Source organism: Paracoccaceae bacterium (assembly GCA_033344815.1).
Lineage (GTDB): Bacteria > Pseudomonadota > Alphaproteobacteria > Rhodobacterales > Rhodobacteraceae > Roseobacter.
Map to the genome: position 1 here is coordinate 120,817 of JAWPMR010000001.1, position 21,450 is coordinate 142,266.

General features: G+C 55.5%; 20 protein-coding genes. 13 read left to right on the forward strand and 7 right to left on the reverse strand.

Translation table 11 applies throughout. The features are described 5' to 3' along the window. The first annotated feature begins 152 nt into the window (after positions 1–152). The 6 genes from bamA to lpxB all read left to right on the forward strand — a co-directional run bounded on the left by bamA (position 153) and on the right by lpxB (position 6,238). Complete coding sequence (gene bamA / locus R8G34_00610; GenBank protein MDW3221383.1) at positions 153–2,402, forward strand: outer membrane protein assembly factor BamA; 2,250 nt, start codon at positions 153–155, stop codon at positions 2,400–2,402. A gap of 4 nt (positions 2,403–2,406) precedes the next feature. Next, complete coding sequence (locus tag R8G34_00615; protein MDW3221384.1) at positions 2,407–2,970, forward strand: OmpH family outer membrane protein; 564 nt, start codon at positions 2,407–2,409, stop codon at positions 2,968–2,970. An 81-nt stretch (positions 2,971–3,051) separates the two neighbouring features. Continuing rightward, positions 3,052–3,510 carry a 3-hydroxyacyl-ACP dehydratase FabZ gene (gene fabZ / locus R8G34_00620; GenBank protein MDW3221385.1) on the forward strand — a complete coding sequence of 153 codons (459 nt, stop codon included), beginning with the start codon at positions 3,052–3,054 and terminating at the stop codon, positions 3,508–3,510. Between the two features lie 3 nt (positions 3,511–3,513). Beyond that, positions 3,514–4,296, forward strand: coding sequence for an acyl-ACP--UDP-N-acetylglucosamine O-acyltransferase (gene lpxA, locus R8G34_00625; protein MDW3221386.1), 783 nt, complete (start codon positions 3,514–3,516; stop codon positions 4,294–4,296). Then, positions 4,296–5,087, forward strand: coding sequence for a UDP-2,3-diacylglucosamine diphosphatase LpxI (gene lpxI / locus R8G34_00630; protein ID MDW3221387.1), 792 nt, complete (start codon positions 4,296–4,298; stop codon positions 5,085–5,087). Before lpxA ends, lpxI begins: the two co-directional genes overlap by 1 nt. Next, positions 5,087–6,238: a lipid-A-disaccharide synthase gene (gene lpxB / locus R8G34_00635; protein ID MDW3221388.1), complete on the forward strand. Its 1,152-nt coding sequence runs from the start codon at positions 5,087–5,089 to the stop codon at positions 6,236–6,238. Before lpxI ends, lpxB begins: the two co-directional genes overlap by 1 nt. A 485-nt stretch (positions 6,239–6,723) precedes the next feature. Here lpxB and mnmA read toward each other — a convergent pair whose 3' ends face one another. Then, a complete protein-coding gene (mnmA, locus tag R8G34_00640) occupies positions 6,724–7,866 on the reverse strand; it encodes a tRNA 2-thiouridine(34) synthase MnmA (protein MDW3221389.1) in 1,143 nt (380 codons plus the stop codon). A gap of 125 nt (positions 7,867–7,991) precedes the next feature. Between mnmA and R8G34_00645 the strand changes: the two genes are divergently transcribed. The 5 genes from R8G34_00645 (at position 7,992) to R8G34_00665 (ending at position 13,655) form a co-directional block, all read left to right on the forward strand. Then, positions 7,992–8,270 carry a DUF1153 domain-containing protein gene (locus R8G34_00645; protein ID MDW3221390.1) on the forward strand — a complete coding sequence of 93 codons (279 nt, stop codon included), beginning with the start codon at positions 7,992–7,994 and terminating at the stop codon, positions 8,268–8,270. Positions 8,271–8,368: 98 nt separating this feature from the next. Beyond that, complete coding sequence (locus tag R8G34_00650; protein ID MDW3221391.1) at positions 8,369–9,088, forward strand: response regulator transcription factor; 720 nt, start codon at positions 8,369–8,371, stop codon at positions 9,086–9,088. A gap of 159 nt (positions 9,089–9,247) precedes the next feature. After that, positions 9,248–11,341, forward strand: coding sequence for an NAD-dependent DNA ligase LigA (ligA, locus tag R8G34_00655; GenBank protein MDW3221392.1), 2,094 nt, complete (start codon positions 9,248–9,250; stop codon positions 11,339–11,341). Beyond that, entirely contained in the window at positions 11,338–13,428 is a 2,091-nt protein-coding gene (recG, locus tag R8G34_00660; protein ID MDW3221393.1) for an ATP-dependent DNA helicase RecG, read from the forward strand. Before ligA ends, recG begins: the two co-directional genes overlap by 4 nt. A 98-nt stretch (positions 13,429–13,526) precedes the next feature. Further along, complete coding sequence (locus R8G34_00665) at positions 13,527–13,655, forward strand: hypothetical protein (protein ID MDW3221394.1); 129 nt, start codon at positions 13,527–13,529, stop codon at positions 13,653–13,655. A 281-nt stretch (positions 13,656–13,936) separates the two neighbouring features. Here R8G34_00665 and R8G34_00670 read toward each other — a convergent pair whose 3' ends face one another. After that, the gene (locus tag R8G34_00670; protein ID MDW3221395.1) at positions 13,937–14,125 is read right to left on the reverse strand and encodes a hypothetical protein; all 189 of its coding nucleotides are present in this window, start codon (positions 14,123–14,125) and stop codon (positions 13,937–13,939) included. 751 nt (positions 14,126–14,876) lie between these two features. Then, entirely contained in the window at positions 14,877–15,329 is a 453-nt protein-coding gene (locus R8G34_00675) for an iron-sulfur cluster assembly scaffold protein (protein MDW3221396.1), read from the reverse strand. A gap of 78 nt (positions 15,330–15,407) precedes the next feature. Between R8G34_00675 and hisI the strand changes: the two genes are divergently transcribed. Next, positions 15,408–15,779: a phosphoribosyl-AMP cyclohydrolase gene (hisI, locus tag R8G34_00680; GenBank protein ID MDW3221397.1), complete on the forward strand. Its 372-nt coding sequence runs from the start codon at positions 15,408–15,410 to the stop codon at positions 15,777–15,779. Between the two features lie 4 nt (positions 15,780–15,783). Here hisI and gluQRS read toward each other — a convergent pair whose 3' ends face one another. Genes gluQRS through trmFO form a run of 3 tightly spaced genes read right to left on the reverse strand, consistent with a single transcriptional unit; the run spans position 15,784 to position 18,633 of the window. Further along, positions 15,784–16,644, reverse strand: a complete 861-nt coding sequence (gene gluQRS, locus R8G34_00685) for a tRNA glutamyl-Q(34) synthetase GluQRS (protein ID MDW3221398.1) — start codon at positions 16,642–16,644, stop codon at positions 15,784–15,786. Beyond that, on the reverse strand, positions 16,641–17,255 hold the full coding sequence (locus R8G34_00690; GenBank protein ID MDW3221399.1) for a methyltransferase domain-containing protein: 615 nt from the start codon (positions 17,253–17,255) through the stop codon (positions 16,641–16,643). The genes gluQRS and R8G34_00690 overlap by 4 nt, the downstream gene beginning before the upstream one ends. 22 nt (positions 17,256–17,277) lie before the next feature. Further along, entirely contained in the window at positions 17,278–18,633 is a 1,356-nt protein-coding gene (gene trmFO / locus R8G34_00695; GenBank protein ID MDW3221400.1) for a methylenetetrahydrofolate--tRNA-(uracil(54)-C(5))-methyltransferase (FADH(2)-oxidizing) TrmFO, read from the reverse strand. 347 nt (positions 18,634–18,980) lie between these two features. Here trmFO and R8G34_00700 point away from each other — a divergent pair, with 347 nt between their 5' ends. Next, positions 18,981–19,409: a PaaI family thioesterase gene (locus R8G34_00700; protein MDW3221401.1), complete on the forward strand. Its 429-nt coding sequence runs from the start codon at positions 18,981–18,983 to the stop codon at positions 19,407–19,409. A gap of 827 nt (positions 19,410–20,236) precedes the next feature. On the opposite strand, the gene R8G34_00705 is transcribed toward R8G34_00700, so the two are convergent. Next, positions 20,237–20,746: an Arm DNA-binding domain-containing protein gene (locus tag R8G34_00705; GenBank protein MDW3221402.1), complete on the reverse strand. Its 510-nt coding sequence runs from the start codon at positions 20,744–20,746 to the stop codon at positions 20,237–20,239. Positions 20,747–21,450 lie beyond the last annotated feature (704 nt).

Genomic DNA, 21,450 nt, shown 5'->3' on the forward strand with positions numbered 1-21,450 from the left:
TCGGTACTCAGATAGTCATAAAAATCTGAGGATCGGGGCAGGTCATGACACGGGGCACATTGGGCACAGGCCCACGCAAGCTTGGACGTTTCGCAACAATCGGAAATTTGCTGCAACTTTGCAGTTTTTGTCTGGTTTTATCAGTGGCTTGGATGGCGTCAGCCAAACCGGTTCTGGCACAGCAATACACGTTGAATTCCATTTCAATTGACGGAAACGTCCGTGTGGGAGACGCAGCGATCCTCACGCGCGCAGGAATCGCTCCCGGACAAACTGTGAGTGCGGCGGAACTGAATACCGCATTTCAGCAACTCAACGCCTCCGGGTTGTTTGAAAGCATCGATTTTGATCCGCAGCCCAATTCACTGCGCATCACCGTGGTGGAGTTTCCGACCATCAACCGCATCAGCTTTGAAGGCAACGCGCGCATTGATGATGAAGCTCTGGCCGCTGCAATCAATTCCAATGAGCGGCGCGTCTTCAACCCGTCTCAGGCCGAGCGCGATGCCGGATTGATCGCTGACGCATATGCCACCGAAGGACGCTTGGCGGCCAAGGTAACCCCGACGATCATCCGCCGGTCCGACAATCGCGTCGACCTGGTGTTTGAGATCTTTGAGGGCGACAATATTGAAATTGAACGGTTGAGTTTTGTCGGCAATCGCGCCTATTCCGACCGACGCCTGCGCCGTGTTCTGGACACCAAACAAGCCGGATTTTTCCGCGCCTTCGTGCGGGCAGATTTGCTGGTTGAAGATCGCATCGAGTTCGATAAGCAATTGTTGCGCGACTTCTACCTGTCACGGGGTTACATCGATTTTCGAACAAATTCCGTCAATGCAGAGCTGACCGAAGAGCGCGATGCTTACTTTCTGGTGTTCGATGTTCAGGAAGGCCAGCAATTCCGGTTCGGCGAAATCACGGTATCAAGCGACATTGCCGGTGCTGACGCGGATATCTACCGCGACATCGCAAAGATCAAACCCGGTGTGGTCTATTCGCCCAGCCTTCTGGAGGCGGATATCGCGCGCATGGAACGTCAGGCGCTGCGCGATGGCGTCGATTTCTTGCGCGTTGAGCCGCGGGTGACCCGCGACGAGCGGAATGTGCGCCTGAACATTGAATATGTGCTGTCTCGGGGACCTCGTGTCTTTGTCGAACGGATCGATGTTGAGGGCAATACAACAACACTGGATCAGGTGATCCGTCGGCAATTCAACAGTGTAGAGGGTGATCCTTTCAATCCCCGTGAAATTCGCGAGGCGGCGGAACGGATCCGCGCGCTTGGGTATTTTGAGACCGCTGAGGTCAACGCGCGTGAAGGTTCTGCGCCTGATCAGGTTGTGGTCGATGTCGATGTGGTTGAAGCGCCCACCGGATCCTTCAGTTTCGGTGCGTCATTCTCGAACAATGACGGTATTGGTTTTGCAGTCCGTTTTGCTGAGGACAACTTCCTCGGACGGGGCCAGAGACTTGCATTGAACGTGCAGACCACAGAGGATTCGCGCCGCTACGGGATCAACTTTGTCGAACCTGCCTTTCTGGGGCGCGACCTCGCATTTGGCGTGCGGTTTGACATTGCGGAGACGGACAGTTCCTTCACCACCTATGACACCGAGCGTTTCCTGTTCCAGCCGTCCCTGACGTTCCCGATTGCGGAAAACACCCGGCTAGAGTTGCGCTACACGCTTGAAGATTCCGAGATGCAGGCGCGTGACGTGCCAGTGAACGGCGCTGTAATCGGCAATGAAATCGCGGTGGGTGAACAGTTGAGCAGCGCCTTCGGTTACGAGTTGACCTATGACACGCGCTTGACAGGGTTGGACCCGAATTCCGGTTACTTGTTGGAATTCGGCCAGGATTTTGCCGGTATTGGCGGCGACAGCCAATACATCAAGACCACGGGTCGCGTTGTGGGCCAGACCAGAGTGCTGAGCGAGGAAGTCACCTTGCGCGCCACCCTCGAGGGTGGGGCGTTGTCCTGGTCCGGTGGCACCAACCGGGCGGTCGATCGTTTCTTGCTGAACACCAACATCATGCGCGGGTTTGAACCCGGCGGGATAGGGCCACGCGATCTGTCCGTCAGTGGTGAAGACCCGCTTGGCGGGAACCTCTATGTGGTCGCGCGATTTGAAGCGGAATTCCCATTGGGGCTGCCGGAGGAATACGGTATTACCGGGGGTCTTTTCTATGACATCGGTAACCTGTGGGACTTGAGCGACGTGAACGTGGCAGGCGGTAATATCGTGGGTGAAGGTGGTTCGTTCCGCCAGGTCATCGGTTTTGCGATCCTGTGGAATACGCCGGTCGGGCCCTTGCGCTTCAATTTCACGGAGGCCTTGGTCAAGGAAGACTTCGACCGTGACCAGTCGTTTGAATTGACGCTCAGCACCTCGTTCTGATTCGATGAGACGCCTGTCAGCGCTTCTGACCGGTTTGATGTCCATCTGTTGGCTTTTGATGGCTGGCAGCGCCGCCGAAGCACAACGTATCGGGACGTTGCAAAGCCCGATTCTGACGATTGATTCTGATCGGCTCTTTTCCGAAAGCGCGTTTGGAAAGCGCGTTGTAGAAGAGTTTGAAGCGCGAGGCGCCGAGCTTTCCGCCGAAAACCGTCAGATTGAACAAGCTTTGTCAGAGGAAGAAAAAGCCCTGACAGAGACTCGCGAAACCCTGCCAGCCTCGGAATTTCGGGTTTTGGCGGACGCTTTTGACGAAAAGGTTCAGGCGACGCGGCGCACGCAGGATTCCAAGACGCGTGAGTTGAATGTTGCGCTTGAGGGGCGGCGGGTGGTTTTTCTCAATGCGGCTGCCCCGATTCTGGAGACACTCATGCGCGAATCCGGGGCCGCTGTCATCCTGGAGCGACGGTCTATTTTTCTGAGTTCCAATGCCATTGACATCACGCGCACAGCCATTGACCGTCTGGACATGGTGTTGGGAGACGGTAACACGAGGGACCAACCCTGATCGCTGCGCGCGGTGCTTGCCCCCTTCGGGCGGAGTTGCTAGTCAGAAAGCCAAGTCCTTGAGGAGAATAGGAGCCTTACGATGACGTCCCCTCAAACCAGCGCCGACATCCAGCTGATCCAACGCATCTTGCCGCATCGCTATCCGTTCCTATTGGTGGATAAGGTTGTCGATATCAACGGGACGACTTCCGCGCGGGGACTCAAGAACGTCTCGATGAACGAGCCGCATTTTCAGGGCCACTTTCCAGGGCTGCCGATCATGCCCGGTGTCACCATAATCGAAGCCATGGCGCAAACGGCGGCCGTTATGGTTGGGGTGTCACTGGAGATGGCGGATAAGGAAATGAAGGTCTACTTCATGGCGATCGACAAGGCCAAGTTTCGACGCAAGGTGATCCCCGGTGATGTGTTGGAGATGCACTTGCAAACACTGCGAGGCAAGCCCGGCGGCAAGGTCTGGCGCTTTGGCGGTGTGGCCTCCGTAGAAGGCGAAATGGCTGCGGAATGTGAATTCACTGCGATGATGGATCTGGGCTAGGGCATGGGTAACATCCACCCCAGCGCTGTCATTGAAGAAGGTGCTTCGATTGACGCCTCTGCGATTGTAGGGCCCTTTTGCATGGTGGGTCCGCAGGTCTCGCTCGGCGCGGGGGTGCACCTGAAAAGCCACGTGGTTGTGACCGGACATACTGAAATTGGCGATGAAACAGTGATCTTCCCTTTTGCGGTTATTGGAGAAATTCCGCAGGATCTCAAGTTCAAGGGCGAAGCAACGCGACTTGTTGTGGGCAAACGCAACCGAATTCGTGAACATGTGACAATGAATTGTGGCACCGATGCCGGCGGCGGCATCACCCGCATCGGTAATGATGGATTGTTCATGGCCGGATGCCATATTGCGCATGATGCGGTGATCGGGGATCGTTGTATCATCGTGAATTCCGTGGCCATTGCCGGGCATTGCATATTGGAAGACGATGTGATCGTGGGCGGGTTGTCAGGCGTACATCAATTTGTGCGCATCGGGCGCGGTGCGATCATCGGGGCCGTTACCATGGTGACCAATGACGTCATTCCATACGGGCTCGTACAGGCACCGCGCGGAGAGTTGGACGGGCTCAATCTGGTTGGGCTCAAACGACGCGGTGTGGCCCGGTCGGACATCACCGCATTGCGCGCCGCGTTTCAGATGTTGGCGCAGGGTGAGGGGACATTTCATGATCGCGCGCTCCGTCTGGCGGATGAAACAACCAGTGACTATGTGCGCCAGATCGTCGATTTCATACTGGCCGATAGCGGCCGACATTTTCTGACACCGCGCTGATGTTGGCTCTGATCGCAGGACGTGGCGGCCTGCCTGCCCGGATCGCCGCCGCGCAATCCACACCTCCATTGATCTGTGCCTTGCAGGGGTTTGAACCGGACGGCCTCGTTTCTGACGAGGTTTTTCGCTTGGAGCAACTGGGATCGCTGCTGGTGGATTTGAAGGAGCGTGGCGTTTCAGAGGTTTGTATGTGCGGTGCCATTGAGCGTCCGCCGATCGATCCGTCTGCGCTCGATGATGCCACGTTGCCGTTGGTGCCAATCATCATGAAGGCTCTGAGTTCGGGAGATGATGGTGCCTTGCGCGCAGTGATCGCCGTCCTGGAAGCGCAGGGTTTTGTGGTGCGCGCAGCGCAGGACCTTGCACCTGATATCATTGTACGCGCCGGCGTGCTCAGCGCCGCAGAACCGGATGATCAGATGTTGGCGGACGCCGCCAAGGCCGAAGCCGTCTTGACAGCCTTGTCGCCTCTGGATGTGGGGCAGGGGTGTGTGGTGGGCAAAGGTCAGGTCTGGGCCATTGAAACGCTGGGCGGTACGGATCATATGCTGGACACTCTTCCCGCGTCCTGTGCCAAGGCACGTGCGATATTGCTCAAGAAGCCAAAACTGGGACAGGACCGCCGCGTGGATATGCCCACGATCGGGCCCGCGACTGTGATCGCCGCTGCACGCGCCGGATTGGCTGGCATATTGGTTGAAGCAGGCAGCGTTATTCTTTTGGAACCCGAGGCCACACGGACCGCTGCGGATGCGGCCGGTCTTGTGCTTTGGGCGCGCGCCGCTTCCTGATGCGGGTTTTCATCATTGCCGGCGAGCCCTCGGGTGACAAGCTCGGTGGGGCGTTGATGAAGGGGTTGAAACAGCTGCGCCCGGACGTGGAATTTGATGGAATCGGCGGGGTAGACATGCAGGCCGAAGGCTTGCAAAGCCGCTTTCCGATGGACGAACTGAGCGTCATGGGGATCGCCGAGATCCTCCCGAAGTATCGCGCCTTGATGGCCCGGATCAATGAGACGGCGGGGGCGGTTGTGACGTCACAACCTGATGTTCTGATTACCATCGACAGCCCTGATTTTTCGTTGCGGGTGGCGCGCCGGGTCAAATCAGTCAGCAAGATCCGTACGGTGCATTACGTGGCCCCGACCGTTTGGGCCTGGCGCCCCGGGCGGGCGAAAAAGATGGCGCAGGTGATTGATCAGGTCCTGGCGTTATTCCCGTTTGAGCCCCCCTTGATGTCTGTGGACGGGATGGTGTGTGACTTCGTAGGTCACCCGGTGGTGGCTGAGCCCAAGGTCAGTCATGAAGACGCCCAGGCGTTTCGGTCAGATCATGGAATCGGCGCAGCACCGATGCTATTGGCCTTGCCAGGTTCAAGGCGCGGTGAGGTTGCACGGCTGGCGTCCGTGTTCGGGCATTCCATAAAGCCTGTCAGAGACGCACATCAGGATCTCAAGGTTGTGGTGCCGGCTGCGGCCCCAGTCGTGGATCTGGTACGGGCGGAAGTTTCCAAGTGGTCAGTCGACGCGGTCGTTCTGGATCCACGGGGCATGTCATTGTCAGCGGCGGGAGATTTGAAACGCGCCGCGTTCCGGGCGGCAGATGTGGCATTGGCGGCTTCCGGGACCGTGTCACTGGAGCTGGCAGCGGCGGGCACGCCGATGGTCATCGCCTACAAGATGAACTGGCTCAGCTTTCGGCTGATCAAGGCGATGGCCTTAGTCGATACGGTGACACTGGTCAATCTGGTATCTGACACCCGTGTGGTTCCCGATTTTCTGGGACCGGAGTGTCAGCCCGATCAGATTGGTGCCGCACTTTTGCAGATCATGCGCTCGCCCGAAGCCCAGTTGGAGGCGATGGCCTTGACCATGCAGCGCCTTGGCGACGGCGGGGAAGATCCCGGTTTGCGCGCCGCCAAAGCCGTCATTGGAAGACTTTGACTACTTTTTGGTTTGCCGAAACGTGGATTGATTTAACATAGTTAGCCGATCGGCATGGCGGTCAGTGCGAGGGAAAAACGTCATCTCAACGCATGGATCACTGGCACTCATAAAGTGGCATTTTTCAATGCGTCAAAGACGTGTCAGGCGATAGTTCCGGAGCCTCTCGTCTCAACCGCAAAAGCGCTGTCGTTTGAAAGGCACAAGCGTCATCCGGCCGTCTCTCCGCTACCCGGCGCTGGGGACCGGTCGGTTCATCGGGCTTTGTCGGGCGCACCCGCTACCCGCTTATTCACGTCCGTGCTCAAGAGTTTCCGCGATAGGTGCAAAAGCGCCTCTACAACAAGGCGCAAACTCCGGTCACGCCGCAGAGTCTTCGGAAACGAACACAGGTCAAGGGAAAGGCTGCGTCTGGCGCGACTCGTTTGATCCAATAGGGTCAAACAACTGATCCGTCACGCGCAGGTGGGCGCATCGACGTCACATCATCCTTTGTGGATCCATCCACCACCATAGATACGGCTGCTTGTTGGATCATAGAAGACGCAGGCCTGTCCTGGCGATACACCCTGTTCAGCAGCCGCCAATTCCACCGTGGCTTCTGTGGCGCTGATCGGTCGGATAACAGCTTCTGTTGGCGGGCGGGTGGAACGGACTTTCACAGCAAGATGCCATTCCTTTTGCGACATGAAGTCATCATCCCCCAGCCAGTTGATTTCGCGCACAGGCACCGTTCTCGTGGCCAGCATGTCTCTTGGACCCACGACGACCGATTTCGTGTCGGGATCAAGTTTGACCACATAGAGAGGGTCAGCGAGCCCCCCGATTCCCAATCCGCGTCTTTGACCAATGGTGTAGTTGATAACGCCGTCATGTTGCCCGAGGATTCGCCCGTCCGCGTGCACGATATTACCGGGGTCGGCGGCTTCCGGGCGTAACTTGAGAATCACGGACGCGTAGTCGCCGTTTGGAACGAAACAAATGTCCTGACTATCGGGCTTATCGGCGACGCTCAGGCCGTATCGGGCGGCCAGTTCACGCGTGTCCGCCTTCGAAGCCAGATGCCCCAGCGGAAAGCGCAGGAACTCGAGTTGTTCCGGGGTTGTGGAAAACAGGAAGTAGCTTTGATCACGGGTGCTATCAGCTGCGGCGTGCAATTCAGCGCCCCCGACGCCCTGATGGCGTTGGATATAATGCCCGGTGGCCATGCAATCCGCGTCGAGATCTTTGGCGGTTTCCAACAAATCCTTGAACTTCACCCGCTCGTTACAGCGGATACATGGCACTGGCGTTGCGCCGCCCAGATAGCTGTCAGCGAACTCGTCAATGACCGCATCCTTAAAAATGTTCTCATAATCCAACACGTAATGCGGGAACCCCATTTGCTCGGCAACGCGCCGCGCGTCGTGAATATCAAGCCCCGCACAGCAAGCGCCTTTTTTGGCCAATGCAGCGCCATGATCATAAAGCTGAAGGGTTACGCCAACGACATCATAGCCCTCTTCCGCCAACATAGCAGCGACAACAGAGCTATCCACGCCGCCGGACATCGCCACCACTACGCGCGTGTCAGCAGGCGCTTTGGCGAAGCCAAGCGAGTTCAAAGGGGGCTTGAGATCCAGCGGCATGTCAAAGTCTCCGGGTATTTCGAGGAAATATAGGAAAATCCTAATTACTCTCAAGAGGGCGCTTCATCGGTCTTTAAGGCGATAACGTCAAGGTAGCATCAAATGAGTAACGATGGGTATGAGTGATGTATCTTAAGAAAGTAGATGGGCCACGATCTGTGACCCTGGCGGATGGCAGTGTCATGACCTTGGCGGATCTTCCGCCTGCAAATACAAGGCGGTGGGTTGCTTCACGCAAGGCTGCGGTTGTGCGTGGTGTGGCTTATGGTTTGATGACGCAAAGTGACGCGCTGAAAAAATATATGATCAGTGATGATGAGTTCCAAGAGTGGGTTAAGGCCGTTTCAGAGCATGGCGAGGGCGCTTTGAAGGCCACAGCGCTACAAAAATATAGACAACCATAAGTTGCTAACGTAATAATCTGCAAAACAGTAACGTGTAGTTAACCTTTTTTGTTCACGGTTAATGACAACCTAAACGTTCATCCGATGCGGAGATTATTATGCGCGTACTTCTTGTGGAAGACGACCCAACCACCTCAAAAAGCATTGAGCTCATGCTCACCCATGCAAACCTGAATGTCTATGCGACAGACCTTGGGGAGGAGGGGATCGACCTTGCAAAGCTGTACGACTACGACCTGATATTGCTGGATCTGGATCTGCCTGACATGAACGGTCATGAAGTGCTGCGCCAGCTGCGGCTGTCACGCATCGAAACACCTATCTTGATCTTGTCGGGCGCGGATGACACCGAAAACAAGATCAAGGGGTTTGGGTTTGGCGCAGACGACTATCTGACGAAACCATTCCACAGGGAAGAATTGGTTGCACGCATTCACGCAATTATCCGGCGCTCCAAAGGCCATTCTCAATCGGTGATCGATACCGGTCTGATTTCTGTGAACCTGGATGCTAAAACGGTCAGCTCGGATAACAAAGCCGTACATCTGACAGGCAAAGAGTATCAGATGCTTGAGCTTTTATCGCTCAGGAAGGGAACCACCCTGACCAAGGAAATGTTCCTCAACCACCTTTATGGCGGTATGGATGAGCCGGAACTGAAGATCATCGATGTCTTCATTTGCAAACTGCGCAAAAAACTCAGCGTGGCAACCGGCGGCGAAAACTACATCGAAACAGTGTGGGGCCGCGGCTACGTGTTGCGCGATCCTGAACCCAGTCAAGTGGATGACCCACACCGGCTTGCCGTGGGTGCGTGAACCCTGTGACGGTCGGCCAGCCCGCGCGGCTGGTGCGCAACCCTCGGCAAACCATGTTCAGTTCTGAATTCAACTGGACCTGATCCTGTCCTGCGCCTATCTACGATGGGGGCAAGGAATAAGGGTCAGGTTTTGTCGTCTTCACAAGATATCGATCACATGGATGACGAGTCTGCAAAGGCTGAACTCGCACGTCTCTCAGAGTTACTGCGACAAGCAAACACTGACTATCATGGCAATGATAATCCTCAAATTTCGGATGCGCAGTATGATGCGCTGAAACTGCGTAATGCATCCATTGAAAAGACCTTTCCACATCTGAAACGGCAAGACAGCCCATCAGACCAAGTTGGTGCTGCACCCACCGAGGGCTTTTCGAAGGTGACCCATGCGGTCGCGATGTTGTCCTTGTCCAATGCCTTTGACGCTGACGATATCGTGGATTTTGATGCGCGGGTGCGGAAATACCTTGGCACAGCAGCAGGCCAACAACTTGCCTATACTGCCGAGCCCAAGATCGACGGGCTTTCTTTGTCTCTGCGTTATGAAGGGGGCGAACTTGTCCAGGCCGCGACGCGCGGCGATGGCTCGGTCGGCGAAAATGTGACTGCGAACGCGCGCACAATTTCCGACGTGCCGCACAGTTTGCGCGCAGCTCCAGAAGTGCTCGAAGTTCGCGGTGAAGTTTATATGTCTCATCCAGATTTTGAGGCGCTGAATGATCGTCAGAAAGAAAGAGGCGGCAAAGTTTTTGCCAATCCGCGAAATGCTGCGGCCGGCTCTTTACGCCAGCTGGATTCAGAAATCACGCGCGCGCGGCCTTTGCGCTTTTTTGCTTATGCCTGGGGAGCATTGTCAGAACCGCTTGGTGCCACGCAGCTCGAAGCGATTGAGCGACTGGCGGCATTGGGGTTTTCGACCAACCCTTTGACCGAACGGTGTACGGGTCCAAGTGAACTGCTGCGCCATTATGCCCGAATCGAGGCAAGCCGCGCCACGCTGGGATATGACATCGACGGCGTCGTCTATAAAGTTGACGATCTTGGTTTGCAGGAGAGGCTTGGCTTCCGCTCCACCACGCCCCGATGGGCAACGGCGCATAAGTTTCCGGCTGAACTTGCGTGGACCCGGCTTGAGGCCATCGACATTCAGGTCGGGCGAACCGGGGCTTTGTCACCGGTTGCGCGATTGTCTCCGGTTACGGTGGGCGGCGTCGTTGTGTCGAATGCCACACTGCACAACGAAGATTACATCGCTGGGCGGGACAGCAAAGGCGGGGTGATACGCGAGGGCAAGGACATCCGTGTCGGAGACTGGGTCCAGGTTTACCGTGCCGGTGATGTGATCCCCAAAGTTGCTGATGTAGACTTGACGAAACGTGCTGCCGACTCGGAACCTTATGTATTTCCAACCACTTGCCCGCAGTGCCACAGCGCAGCCATTCGCGACGAAGGTGACGCCGTTCGGCGATGCAGCGGTGGCTTGATTTGCCCTGCACAGGCGGTTGAAAAACTCAAACACTTCGTGTCGCGCGCGGCTTTTGACATCGAGGGTTTAGGAGCCAAGCAGGTGGAGCAGTTCTATGCGGACGGGTGGATCAAGGAACCCGCAGATATATTCAGAATGCGCGAACACTACGGCGACGGAATTCAGCAGTTGAAAAACCGTGAAGGCTGGGGCGAGAAATCGGCCGCCAATCTGTTTGACGCCATCGACGAAAAGCGTGAAATACCCCTGTCCAGATTGATTTTTTCTCTAGGTATCAGACATGTCGGGGAGGCTGCCTCCAATATGATCGCCCTGCATTTTGGAAATTGGGACGATTTTGATGCTGCAATGCGCGCATCAGAGGACCAATCCGGTCCTGCCTGGGATGAATTGATCGCAATTGACGGTGTGGGCACAGTCATGGCTGGGTCTTTGACGCAAACGCTTGCGCAGCCCGCCGAGCGCGCGTCAATCAGTCGCCTGATTTCGCAGCTATCCATCCAACCCGTTGCGCGTCCGGATACCGATGGAAGCCCCGTTGCCGGAAAAACGATTGTTTTCACCGGGACCTTGGAAAAAATGACGCGCGCAGAAGCCAAAGCACGTGCAGAACGCCTGGGCGCAAAGGTCGCGGGCTCGGTCTCGGCCAAAACGGACCTGTTGGTTGCTGGGCCGGGTGCCGGGTCGAAAGCGAAAAAAGCCATTGAACTTGGTATTGAAACGCTGGACGAGGACGGTTGGCTGGCCCTGATTGCCGATACATGAGCAACCGTCCGGAAATGCTGTTTCCTTTGTTTGCCGAAACACAATCCTTAGAGGGAATCGGGCCCAAAACAGCGACGAACCTGCGTGCATTGGGGGTCGAAGCGCCGCGTGATTTGCTGTTTACGTTGCCATATTCCGGGATTGATCGGCGGATCAAAAATACAATCAAGAACGAGTTATTGCCGGCAACCCTGACGGTCGCTGTCACGGTCGGTAATCACACAGCTGCGCGCACGAAGGGCGGGGCCTACCGGATACATGTTGAGGACAATGAGACAAGTTTCCAACTGGTTTTCTTTCACGCACGAGGAGATTACTGGCGCAAAGCCCTGCCAGAGGGCAGTCGGCGTATCGTGTCCGGTAAAGTCGAAGCCTTTGACGGCTTTGCGCAAATGGTACATCCGGATCATATCCTTCCCGAAAGTGAAGCTAGCAGCATCCCGGAATTTGAACCCGTCTATCCGCTCAGCGCGGGCATTACGCAAAAGATCATGTTCAAGGCCACACGCGGGTCTGTTGCGCTGACGCCGGAGATGCCAGAGTGGATAGATCCCGCCCAAAAGGCAAAGGCGGTGTGGCCGGATTTCGGCGCGGCTGTTGTTCAAGCGCATTCGCCGTCACGGCAGGATGACCTGCTGCCAATCGCACCTGCACGTGAACGTCTGGCATATGATGAAATGTTTGCGCATCAGCTGACTTTGGCCTTGGCCCGCTCTCGCGAGCGGCGCAAATCCGGGCGCGTATCGGAGGGTGACGGGCGGCTTCAGGCCAAGGTTATGACGGCGTTGCCTTATCAAGTCACGAATGCTCAGAACCGCGCCATTGCCGAAATCAACAGTGACATGGCGCAACCTCAGCGCATGAATCGATTGCTTCAGGGGGATGTGGGCGCGGGCAAAACGCTTGTGGCTTTTATGGCTTTGCTGCGTGCGGTGGAGGCAGGCGGGCAGGGTGTCATGATGGCGCCGACCGAAATTCTGGCACGGCAACATTATGAAAGCCTCGTGCCTCTTGCTGAACAGGCAGATGTTGTGCTGGCAGTGCTGACGGGGCGGGACAAGGGCTCTGAGCGGCGCTCAAAACTGGAGGCGCTCGCGCGTGGTGACATCCAGCTATTGGTCGGGACGCATGCGGTCTTTCAGGCTGATGTTCTCTTTTGTGATCTGCGCCTGGCCGTGATTGATGAACAGCATCGCTTTGGGGTGCGTCAACGGCTGGAGTTGGGACGCAAAGGTCAGGCAGTGGATGTGATGGTCATGACCGCAACACCCATCCCACGATCCTTGTCGCTGGCGCAATACGGCGACATGGACGTGTCGGTGTTGGACGAAAAACCGCCCGGAAGACAGCCTATCAAGACCGCTTTGATCAGCACCGGGCGGATGGAAGAAGTAGTCGACCGCTTGCGTAGCGTGATCGCATCCGGAAGCCAATGCTATTGGGTGTGCCCGCTTGTTGAGGAAAGCGAAGTATTGGATCTGACGGCCGCGGAGGACCGTTTCAAACACCTGCGCGCGGCCTTGGGCGAAGACGTCGTCGGATTGGTTCACGGCCAGATGCCGGTCACGGAAAAAGATGCCGCGATGGCGTGTTTCCAGGCGGGCGAGAGCAGAGTTCTGGTAGCAACCACGGTGATCGAAGTGGGTGTCGACGTGCCCAATGCCACAATCATGGTGATTGAGCGCGCCGAAACGTTTGGTCTCGCCCAATTGCATCAAATGCGTGGGCGGGTAGGGCGCGGCGATGCGGCGTCGACTTGTCTGCTCATGTATCAATCGCCATTGTCTGAAAATGGTCGCAAGCGGTTGAAAGTGTTGCGCGAAACGGAAGATGGTTTTGTGATTGCCGAAACCGACCTGAAAATGCGCGGCGCAGGTGACTTAATCGGCACGGCGCAATCCGGTGTCCCCAAGTTCAAAGTGGCTGATCTGGAGCGGCAGGCAGGGTTGATGGCGATTGCCCAAAGCGACGCACGACGTCTCTTGTCCGAGGATCCTGATTTACGAAGTGACAGAGGGCAGGCGGCGCGTCTGCTTTTGTGGTTGATGCGTCAGGATGAATCGATTCGTTTAATTTCAGTAGGTTAAGGTCTTTTGTGACTTTTTGTTCGCAAATGTTCTTATTTAGTTCTTTACAGAGAGTTAATAATATGAGAACAAAGAGGCAACAAACGTCGGAGGTTCCCATGACCACATTGTTGCAAATCAAGGCCATTGCATCCCGTTCGCATCACACTTTGGTGCAGGACACGGTGGGTGTTGCTGCTCTGGTTGTGATGCTTGTGGTTGGGCTGCATCTTCCGACATTTGTCTGATTTCTGCCTGCGATCTCTCGCCGGATAACAACATGTACTTTCCCCAAGTGCCGCGTAAGACAAACACTGCCTGTTCCTGATCTTACTGAGGTTTTCCTCGTCGTTGTTGTTCGGATCCCACGTGAGAATTGCTTTACCTGATGCCGCCGTTCTCTACAGAATGGCGGCGTTTTTTCGAGAAGAACTAAGTTTTTTGTTGTAGTTCTCCCGCCCGGTGATCTGTTTTGGCAGACGAAGAGGGTGTCTTGGATTGCGACGTCATCCGGCTAAATCGTTCAAAATTAAGCATTGTGTCGCAGCCCTTTCATCGGTCGCCGCAAATGGATGCGCAATGAAATCTCATTTACTTCGACGGCCGGAACAGGATTGCGCAACAAGGCTTTTTGAAATCGCCCCAGGAAATTAAGATCAACTCCCAAATTTGCTTCCGAGAAAGCAAATTCCACATGATGCAGCTTTGCTTCAATCAATCCTTGCTCAAATCACGGGACCAATTGAATTTGCCAATTCGCTGATGAGTTTGATCTTTGCCCGAACGGTCAGAAGCCAGCAATTGAAAAGGGCATTTTGGGGGTGTCTGCTTGCCATGGTGATGTGAAGAATAGGTCATCCTAACACGCAGAGCACCAGCGTGGCATAGACGGTTAGCGCTAAGCATTGAAAAGGGGGGGAGGTGGTGGGCGCGCCTGACGTTCATGCCCGCTGAAGAGGTGTGTGGGGAGGCGTTGAATTTGCGTGACGACACGTACCTCCGGTTTTCAGGAGCGGCCCTTGGTGGCCCAACCAAGTCACTTGCCACAGATTGGTGTTTCGGAGGGCAGATTGCGCGAAAACCCGTTGTCTCGCCAGAAACAAGCGCTTCCGCCATTTTTCCTGGCACAGGTGGCTTGAGTTTACGCATGATACAATCGGTGTTTGTCGCCCGGCGTCCGTGCGGCGGTGCCGGATGGGAGTCAAGGACCTGGGTGCGTATCCCAGCCGAAAAAAAGTCTTGAAATCTTTGCACGCCGCAGACCGTTATCGGGACGCTCGCCAGCGCAAATGCTCCATCCCATAAACCTGTGTCTTGGCCATTGCAGCCCGGGTTCATTCCCGCAAACGTAAGCGCCTATGCATTCAGGCCAGAAACAAGAGATTTTTTCACAGCGTCATAAGGACACGCTTCTTCAGAAACATCGTTCCCACACAACTGCGAAACGTCAGCAAAACAAGCCTCTTTTTTCAAGCGCAATCGGCTTGAAGGGCTTGCTCCATCGCTTCGCAGGCTGCCTCTATGCTTAACAGAATCGAAGCATGACGGTTTTTGTAGTCGCGCGCTGGTTGCAGCACTTCGAACCCCTCAAACGGCGTGGCGGGTACCATGCCGTCATCCTTGAGCATTGCGCGAAGCTGATCACGTGCACACTCCAGATCGGACAATGAGCATCCGATGATCGCCCCCCCGGTGACGGCGGCAGCGGCCTGACCCAAAGCACAGGCTTTTACATCCTGCGCAAAATCCGTAACGCGGCCAGCTTCAACGTTCAATTCGACCGTGACCGCCGATCCACACAAGGGAGAGCGTTTTTTCACGCTCGCCATAGGTGCTTCGAGATGCCCCAAATGTGGAATATCCGCCGCCAGTGCCAGAATGCGGCCCGAATAGAGATTGATCAGATCGTTTTCACCAGACATATGGCACCTTATGGCTTTGCACTCACGCTTAAACCCATACATAAGTCCTGGCGTCAAAGATGCAAAAAGGTTTTCGCAATGTCTGACGATCTTGTTCCCTTCGATCCAGCCACGCTCAAATACGACGGCGCTGGCTTGATTCCCGCGATTGCTCAAGATGGCAATACCGGCGAAGTCCTGATGATGGCATGGATGAACCGTGAAAGCATCATGCGCACGCTGGAAACCGGACGGGTGACTTATTGGAGCCGTTCGCGCCAGTCCTTCTGGGTCAAGGGGGAAAGCAGCGGACATTTGCAGTCACTCATCGACATGCGGGTGGATTGTGATCGCGATTGCCTTTTGATGCAGGTGCGCCAAACGGGACCAGCCTGCCATACGAACCGTCGCACTTGCTTTTACACCGAGATTTCGACGCGCGGTGAAATTGAGCTGATGAAACCTATGTGACGGGCTAGGTCAGCCCGACCATAGATCGGATATCGGAAACGCATAGCCCGTCATCACGAAATTTACGCAAGGCGCGCGCATCATCGCGTTTTGCAAGACGTTTCCCCTGCGCGTCCCGGATCAGTCTGTGATGATGGTATATGGGTGTGTGCAAGCCCAGAAGGTCTTGCAGGACAACATGGATTTGCGTCGCGTCAAACAGATCCGAGCCGCGTGTGACATGGCTAACATCTTGTGCGGCGTCATCCAGGACAACCGCCAGATGATAAGATGTACCCATATCGCGCCGTGACAGCACAACGTCTCCGACGTTCTGGTGCAGCGCTTGGCAGGAAACAGTGATTTCGCCGGTCTGACCGGTCGGGCCTTCTCCCTCTTCCACGAAATGATAAGCGGGGGGCTGCAAAGCACGCGCCAAGTCCAGACGCAGTGCCAAGTCTTTGGGGCGTTCGTTTGGTTTCGGTTTTGCGCGGCAAGTTCCGGGGTAAATCAACCCATCCGGACCCGTGATAGGCGTTCCGCCCTCCTGAGGGGCGGAGGCCGCTTCAAGAATGTCACGTCGATTGCACGTGCACGGATAAAGAAGATCGCGGCGCCAGAGAATATCAAGTGCCTGATCATATTCCTCAAACCGGTCAGATTGCCTCAAGACGGGCTTTTCCCATGACAATCCGAGCCACGCCAGATCGTCATAGATTTGCCTTTCCCACTCGGGCCGCGCACGGGATTGATCGATATCCTCAATCCGCAGCAGAAACCGCCCGTGGTTGGCGATGGCGATGTCGTGAGCAACCCATGCGGCATAGGCATGACCCAAATGCAGGGGGCCTGTTGGTGAAGGCGCAAACCGGGTGGTGGTTATCACGCTTTTTCAAGCACGTAGACTTTGGAGCACAGATTGATTCCCGGAAGGTGTGGACCGTGTTCACAAAACAAAAGACGCGCCGCGCAACAATCTGTCCATTCGTTGATCCGCGCCTCATTTGCGCGCTCCTGCAGCGCGTGATCATTCAGGGAAAACACCAACAATCCATCAGGGCCAAGAGCATGCATCAAGGTGTCAAGCAGGGAGATCGGGGCCGCCCCAGCGCCAATCACTCCTATAGCTGCAATTGCCGGGTAAGTGCCTTGGGCAAAAGGCAAGGGCGCATCCGCTTCGATCACTTGCAAAATGCGGTACAGGCGCTTGGCTCTGGCCTGCGCCAACATGTCCTCTGACAGATCAAATCCGTCAATTTCCGCAAAACCCGACAGCTTTAATGCCAGCCCTGACAGCCCGGTTCCGCATCCAAAGTCCAGAATAGGTTCAGTCTGGTCGGTGACAAATTTAGCCAGTGCCTCGGCACAACGCCCCGGCGTGACATACCCGTTTTTGCCAACTTCGGCCTCGTAACTCTCTGACCAGTCATCATATAATGTGCGGGTCTGTGCCGCATCGCGTGCCAAATAGGCCTTGTCCAAAAATCCTTGTCCCATGAGGGTATGTTAACCGCTCAACTCAGGCGGCGTCCAGTGCCTCGGCCCCAAGCCATTTCTGCCAGGCCAGTTTCGCACGGTCCGTGTAGGCCTTGTAGCGATCCTTGCGCCCGCGCCGCCCCCCTTTGAAACCTTCAACAGGTGGGAAAAGCCCGAAGTTCACGTTCATGGGTTGAAAGGTCTTGGCCTCGGCGCCCCCCGAAATATGCGTAATCAATGCACCTGTGGCCGTATCTGCAGGCGGAATATCCAAAGGATGCCCCTGCATTTCACGCGCCGCCAAACGCCCGGCAAGCAAACCCATTGCAGCGGATTCCACATATCCTTCAACACCGGTGATCTGCCCGGCAAAGCGGATATTGGGCCGCGAGTGCAGGCGCATCTGGCCATCCAGCAGGCTTGGTGAGTTCAGGAAGGTGTTGCGGTGAATGCCGCCCAATCGCGCAAAACTGGCGTCTTCAAGGCCCGGAATGGATTTAAAAACATCGGTTTGCGCGCCGTACTTCATTTTTGTCTGGAAGCCGACGATGTTATAGAGCGTCCCCAATTTGTTGTCGCGTCGCAATTGCACCACCGCATAAGGTTTGACGTCGGGTGCATGTGGGTTGGTCAGCCCAACCGGCTTCATGGGCCCAAACCGAAGCGTCTCGCGGCCCCGTTCGGCCATCACCTCGATCGGCAGGCAACCATCAAAATATCCTGCCGTCTCGCCCTCATGGAATTCGGTTTTATCTGCGGCCATCAATGCGTCAATGAAGGCTTCATATTGATCGCGGTCCATGGGGCAATTGAGGTAGGCCGTGCGCTCTTCTTCTGTCTCGCCTTTGTCATAACGCGACTGCATCCAAGCTTTGGACATGTTGATGCTGTCGAAATAGACGATGGGCGCGATGGCATCGAAAAACGCCAGCGCTTCTGCTCCGGTCTCAGCTGCGATGGCCTGACCCAAAGCGGAGGACGTCAACGGGCCCGTGGCGATGATCCACTGTCCATCGGTGGGCAATTCCGTGATCTCGCCATATTCCACACTGATGTTGGGGTGGGCCATCAGCGCATCTGTGACAGATTGCGCAAAAGGGTCACGATCAACGGCGAGTGCGCCCCCGGCGGGTAGCCGATGCTTGTCCGCGGTCTGCATGATCAGCCCGTCGGCCTGACGCATTTCCCAATGCAACAACCCCACGGCGTTTTGTTCGTCATCATCGGATCGAAACGAATTGGAACAGACCATTTCACCCAAAAGTCCGGTCTGATGGGCAAAGGTTCCAACACTGGGGCGCATCTCATGAATGACCACCTGAACGCCAAGGTTTGCGGCCTGCCAGGCGGCCTCGGACCCGGCCATGCCGCCGCCGACGATGTGAAGTATTTGTGTCATGAAGATCATGTAGGCCAGTGGCCGACCGTGTGCAATACGGGCTTGACGCGGTTTGACGGCCCCGAGCAGTTTCAAGGAAGTAGATTTTTGGGCGCCGGTTCAGGAATGTCGCACCAGCGAGAGACTGGTTTGGAGGGACTTTCTGCCACCGGCGACCCAAAAGGAATAGGCGCACTGCCATCCGAGCCTCTCACCTAAGGCATTTTAGCACAATTTGAAACAAGCCATGTAGAAACACTCTGATCCGGATGCCGAAACAATGCAGCGTCGAAAAAAACCGAAACCAGATGGCAGCTTGCTCTTATCCGCTGTTTCGCACAGTTATGCACCCGAAGCAGGGGGAAAACATGGATGTTAAAATGACGGCCGCCGAAATGGGCGCGTTTCTGGATCAGGCCTTCGAGCAGGTCAAAGGTGAATTCACGATAGAACACGTCGCCCCTAATCACGTCACGGTACGTTTGAACGTGCAAGAAAAACATCTGCGGCCGGGCGGCACGGTTTCCGGGCCCAGCATGTTTGCGCTGGCGGATGTTTCGGCCTATCTGGTCACCATGGCGATGATTGGGCCGGAGGCATTGGCAGTCACAACCAACTGTTCCATAGACTTCATGCGAAAACCGGCTTCTGGCGTTGATCTGATTGCGAAAGTGCATTTGCTGAAACTGGGAAAGCAGCTCTCGGTCAGCGATGTTATGATTTATTCGGACGGGCTTGAAGCTCCTGTCGCCCGCGCGAGCCTGACTTACGCGATCCCTCCCAAAAAGGAAATTTAGCCGTTTGGGGCGGCTCGTTCTGGGTCGTCGGGCCGCAACGCGTCTGATCTTGGCATTCTCCAGACCGTGCAAAAAGGAGCAGAAATTCCTGACCGGTAACAATTGTTGCAAGGATAAGCTGCACTGCCGTCCCGAAAACGGTTTTGCAGCCCATTAGGGCCGGTTTTGCCTTCTAGCGGGCGGTGACACCAACCGACCAATCATTTTGATCCCGTCATCCATACGTGAACCTCGGACTTTACACCTCCGGTGACGATCCTCAATTTCCAAACAGTGATTGGTGAAGGCGAGACTTGACGCCTGGGGATGATGACCGGTGAATTTCCGCGTGAGCCGCCCTCTCAAACGGTCCATATCGATTTACCCGGGACGGACATCACGAACGACGGACCCATCAGTCCCAAATCTCGACGGCGCGGGCCGGCGGGCTCTGTGCTGTATTGCGGTGGGCAGATCTATGTGGTCAGCGACTTCATCGACGGTCAATGTTCCACTACTTAAGTTTGGTTGGACCGGATCAACCCGAAAGCAGGTGAGTGGCAAGTGCTGCCGGATGCGCGAGATAAACAGGATCAATGACCCTGTGTGGTTGCGGAAGACGGGTTTTCTTCTTTTGGCGGCCGTGAAGCCCGGCATCAGGACGGCACGGATTGCGATGCATTGCTCCTTACCGCCATCAGGGATGTGGATGTTCATGATTTTGCCAGTGAGTCGTGGCCCCTGCACGCCGAGCCCTTACGATACATACTATTGCTGCTTCGATGGAAGGCACATACGCTCAGTTTGTTCAAAGCACCACGAAGGCACAGCTTATAACGCTGACGACATTAAAGCGCTTGAAAGGCCATTGCTAATACCCCCCGGAGTCTCGCAGCAACGCCGCTGCCAGGAACTCCTAAGACAGATATCCTTTGGCGCACGCGGCTCGCAGTCTCGGGCTTCTGCGTCCAGATCGGTTTAAGTGTGCCCATCACATCCGCCGTCTCGATTTTAGCAACCCGCATTTGCCCTAACTTGGAAACAACGTAGGTATCGAGCGTCGCCGTCCATTGAGGGGCGTGCTTGGTGCTTTTCCAGCCGGGGCGTTTGCTTTCAATCAGTTCAAGCGCCGTATCCTTGAAGGTGTTTGACTTGGTCTGTCGCTTCTGCGCAATGGGGTCTTTCCCATCGATAATCAGGCGCCGCGCCTCGGATGCTCGATCCCTGGCCATTGCGATGGTCACGTCAGGATAGGCCCCGAGGCCAAGATCACGCCGTCTTCCTTCCACTTGATAACGCAGAACAAGAGCGCGTGCCAGATGGCTGGACGTAGAGGAACAGTCCACGGTATTTTCCATAATAATTAAGCATCCATGAACTCGAGCGAATTTGGGAGAGCAATAGTTATACGAACTGTCGCTCCGCCACTAAAGTGTCTTTATGGATCACTGTATTTCCGAAAAACCCAATGCAATCAATTCGCATACGCCGTGTTTACGCGGTTTACCCAGCCTATCCCTCATAAAATCCCGCATGTATTCGCCTTGTATCGGTACATTGCTTTCGAACATCGACGCTGGGTCAACGCCATGCATTCCGAGGGTGTTACCATTGAGCGTCAGCTCATTGACGACATTGTATTCATCCGCTGCGAAAGCGGCCGTCGAGTTGGCAAGTGAAACGGGCAAAGCCGAAAAAAGAGGAACGGTTGGATCAGCCTTATAGAGCCCTTCGCGTCGTACAGCGTTACCATGGGGAAGTTCGCCTGAATGAAAGCTTTCAGGACCTGGAAAGCATCACTACTTGGACCTGTTCGTTCTCTGGGACAAAATGATCACGAATTTCATTCTTGATTTGGGGGTCAATCAAGAACTTAGCTATGGTCGAGCGCCGGCGTCATAGATTTTTGAACCGATCCTCTTAGTGTAACTCGCCGCCGCTCAACGACCCTAGTTTTGTTAGGCTTCTCGCAAGCCAAAAGATTACCTTGGGTAAAGCGTGCCTAGGTTGTAAGCTAGGAACATTGGACAACTTTTGACACTTCTTTTTTTTACGCAATTCT

Excerpts from the sequence above, each read along its gene's own strand:
- bamA (MDW3221383.1), top strand. The coding sequence starts at position 153 with ATGGCGTCAGCCAAACCGGTTCTGGCACAGCAATACACGTTGAATTCC.
- R8G34_00615 (MDW3221384.1), top strand. The coding sequence starts at position 2,407 with ATGAGACGCCTGTCAGCGCTTCTGACCGGTTTGATGTCCATCTGTTGG.
- fabZ (MDW3221385.1), top strand. The coding sequence starts at position 3,052 with ATGACGTCCCCTCAAACCAGCGCCGACATCCAGCTGATCCAACGCATC.
- lpxA (MDW3221386.1), top strand. The coding sequence starts at position 3,514 with ATGGGTAACATCCACCCCAGCGCTGTCATTGAAGAAGGTGCTTCGATT.
- lpxI (MDW3221387.1), top strand. The coding sequence starts at position 4,296 with ATGTTGGCTCTGATCGCAGGACGTGGCGGCCTGCCTGCCCGGATCGCC.
- lpxB (MDW3221388.1), top strand. The coding sequence starts at position 5,087 with ATGCGGGTTTTCATCATTGCCGGCGAGCCCTCGGGTGACAAGCTCGGT.
- mnmA (MDW3221389.1), bottom strand. The coding sequence starts at position 7,866 with ATGCCGCTGGATCTCAAGCCCCCTTTGAACTCGCTTGGCTTCGCCAAA.
- R8G34_00645 (MDW3221390.1), top strand. The coding sequence starts at position 7,992 with ATGTATCTTAAGAAAGTAGATGGGCCACGATCTGTGACCCTGGCGGAT.
- R8G34_00650 (MDW3221391.1), top strand. The coding sequence starts at position 8,369 with ATGCGCGTACTTCTTGTGGAAGACGACCCAACCACCTCAAAAAGCATT.
- ligA (MDW3221392.1), top strand. The coding sequence starts at position 9,248 with ATGGATGACGAGTCTGCAAAGGCTGAACTCGCACGTCTCTCAGAGTTA.
- recG (MDW3221393.1), top strand. The coding sequence starts at position 11,338 with ATGAGCAACCGTCCGGAAATGCTGTTTCCTTTGTTTGCCGAAACACAA.
- R8G34_00665 (MDW3221394.1), top strand. The coding sequence starts at position 13,527 with ATGACCACATTGTTGCAAATCAAGGCCATTGCATCCCGTTCGCATCAC.
- R8G34_00675 (MDW3221396.1), bottom strand. The coding sequence starts at position 15,329 with ATGTCTGGTGAAAACGATCTGATCAATCTCTATTCGGGCCGCATTCTG.
- hisI (MDW3221397.1), top strand. The coding sequence starts at position 15,408 with ATGTCTGACGATCTTGTTCCCTTCGATCCAGCCACGCTCAAATACGAC.
- R8G34_00690 (MDW3221399.1), bottom strand. The coding sequence starts at position 17,255 with ATGGGACAAGGATTTTTGGACAAGGCCTATTTGGCACGCGATGCGGCA.
- trmFO (MDW3221400.1), bottom strand. The coding sequence starts at position 18,633 with ATGACACAAATACTTCACATCGTCGGCGGCGGCATGGCCGGGTCCGAG.
- R8G34_00700 (MDW3221401.1), top strand. The coding sequence starts at position 18,981 with ATGGATGTTAAAATGACGGCCGCCGAAATGGGCGCGTTTCTGGATCAG.
- R8G34_00705 (MDW3221402.1), bottom strand. The coding sequence starts at position 20,746 with ATGGAAAATACCGTGGACTGTTCCTCTACGTCCAGCCATCTGGCACGC.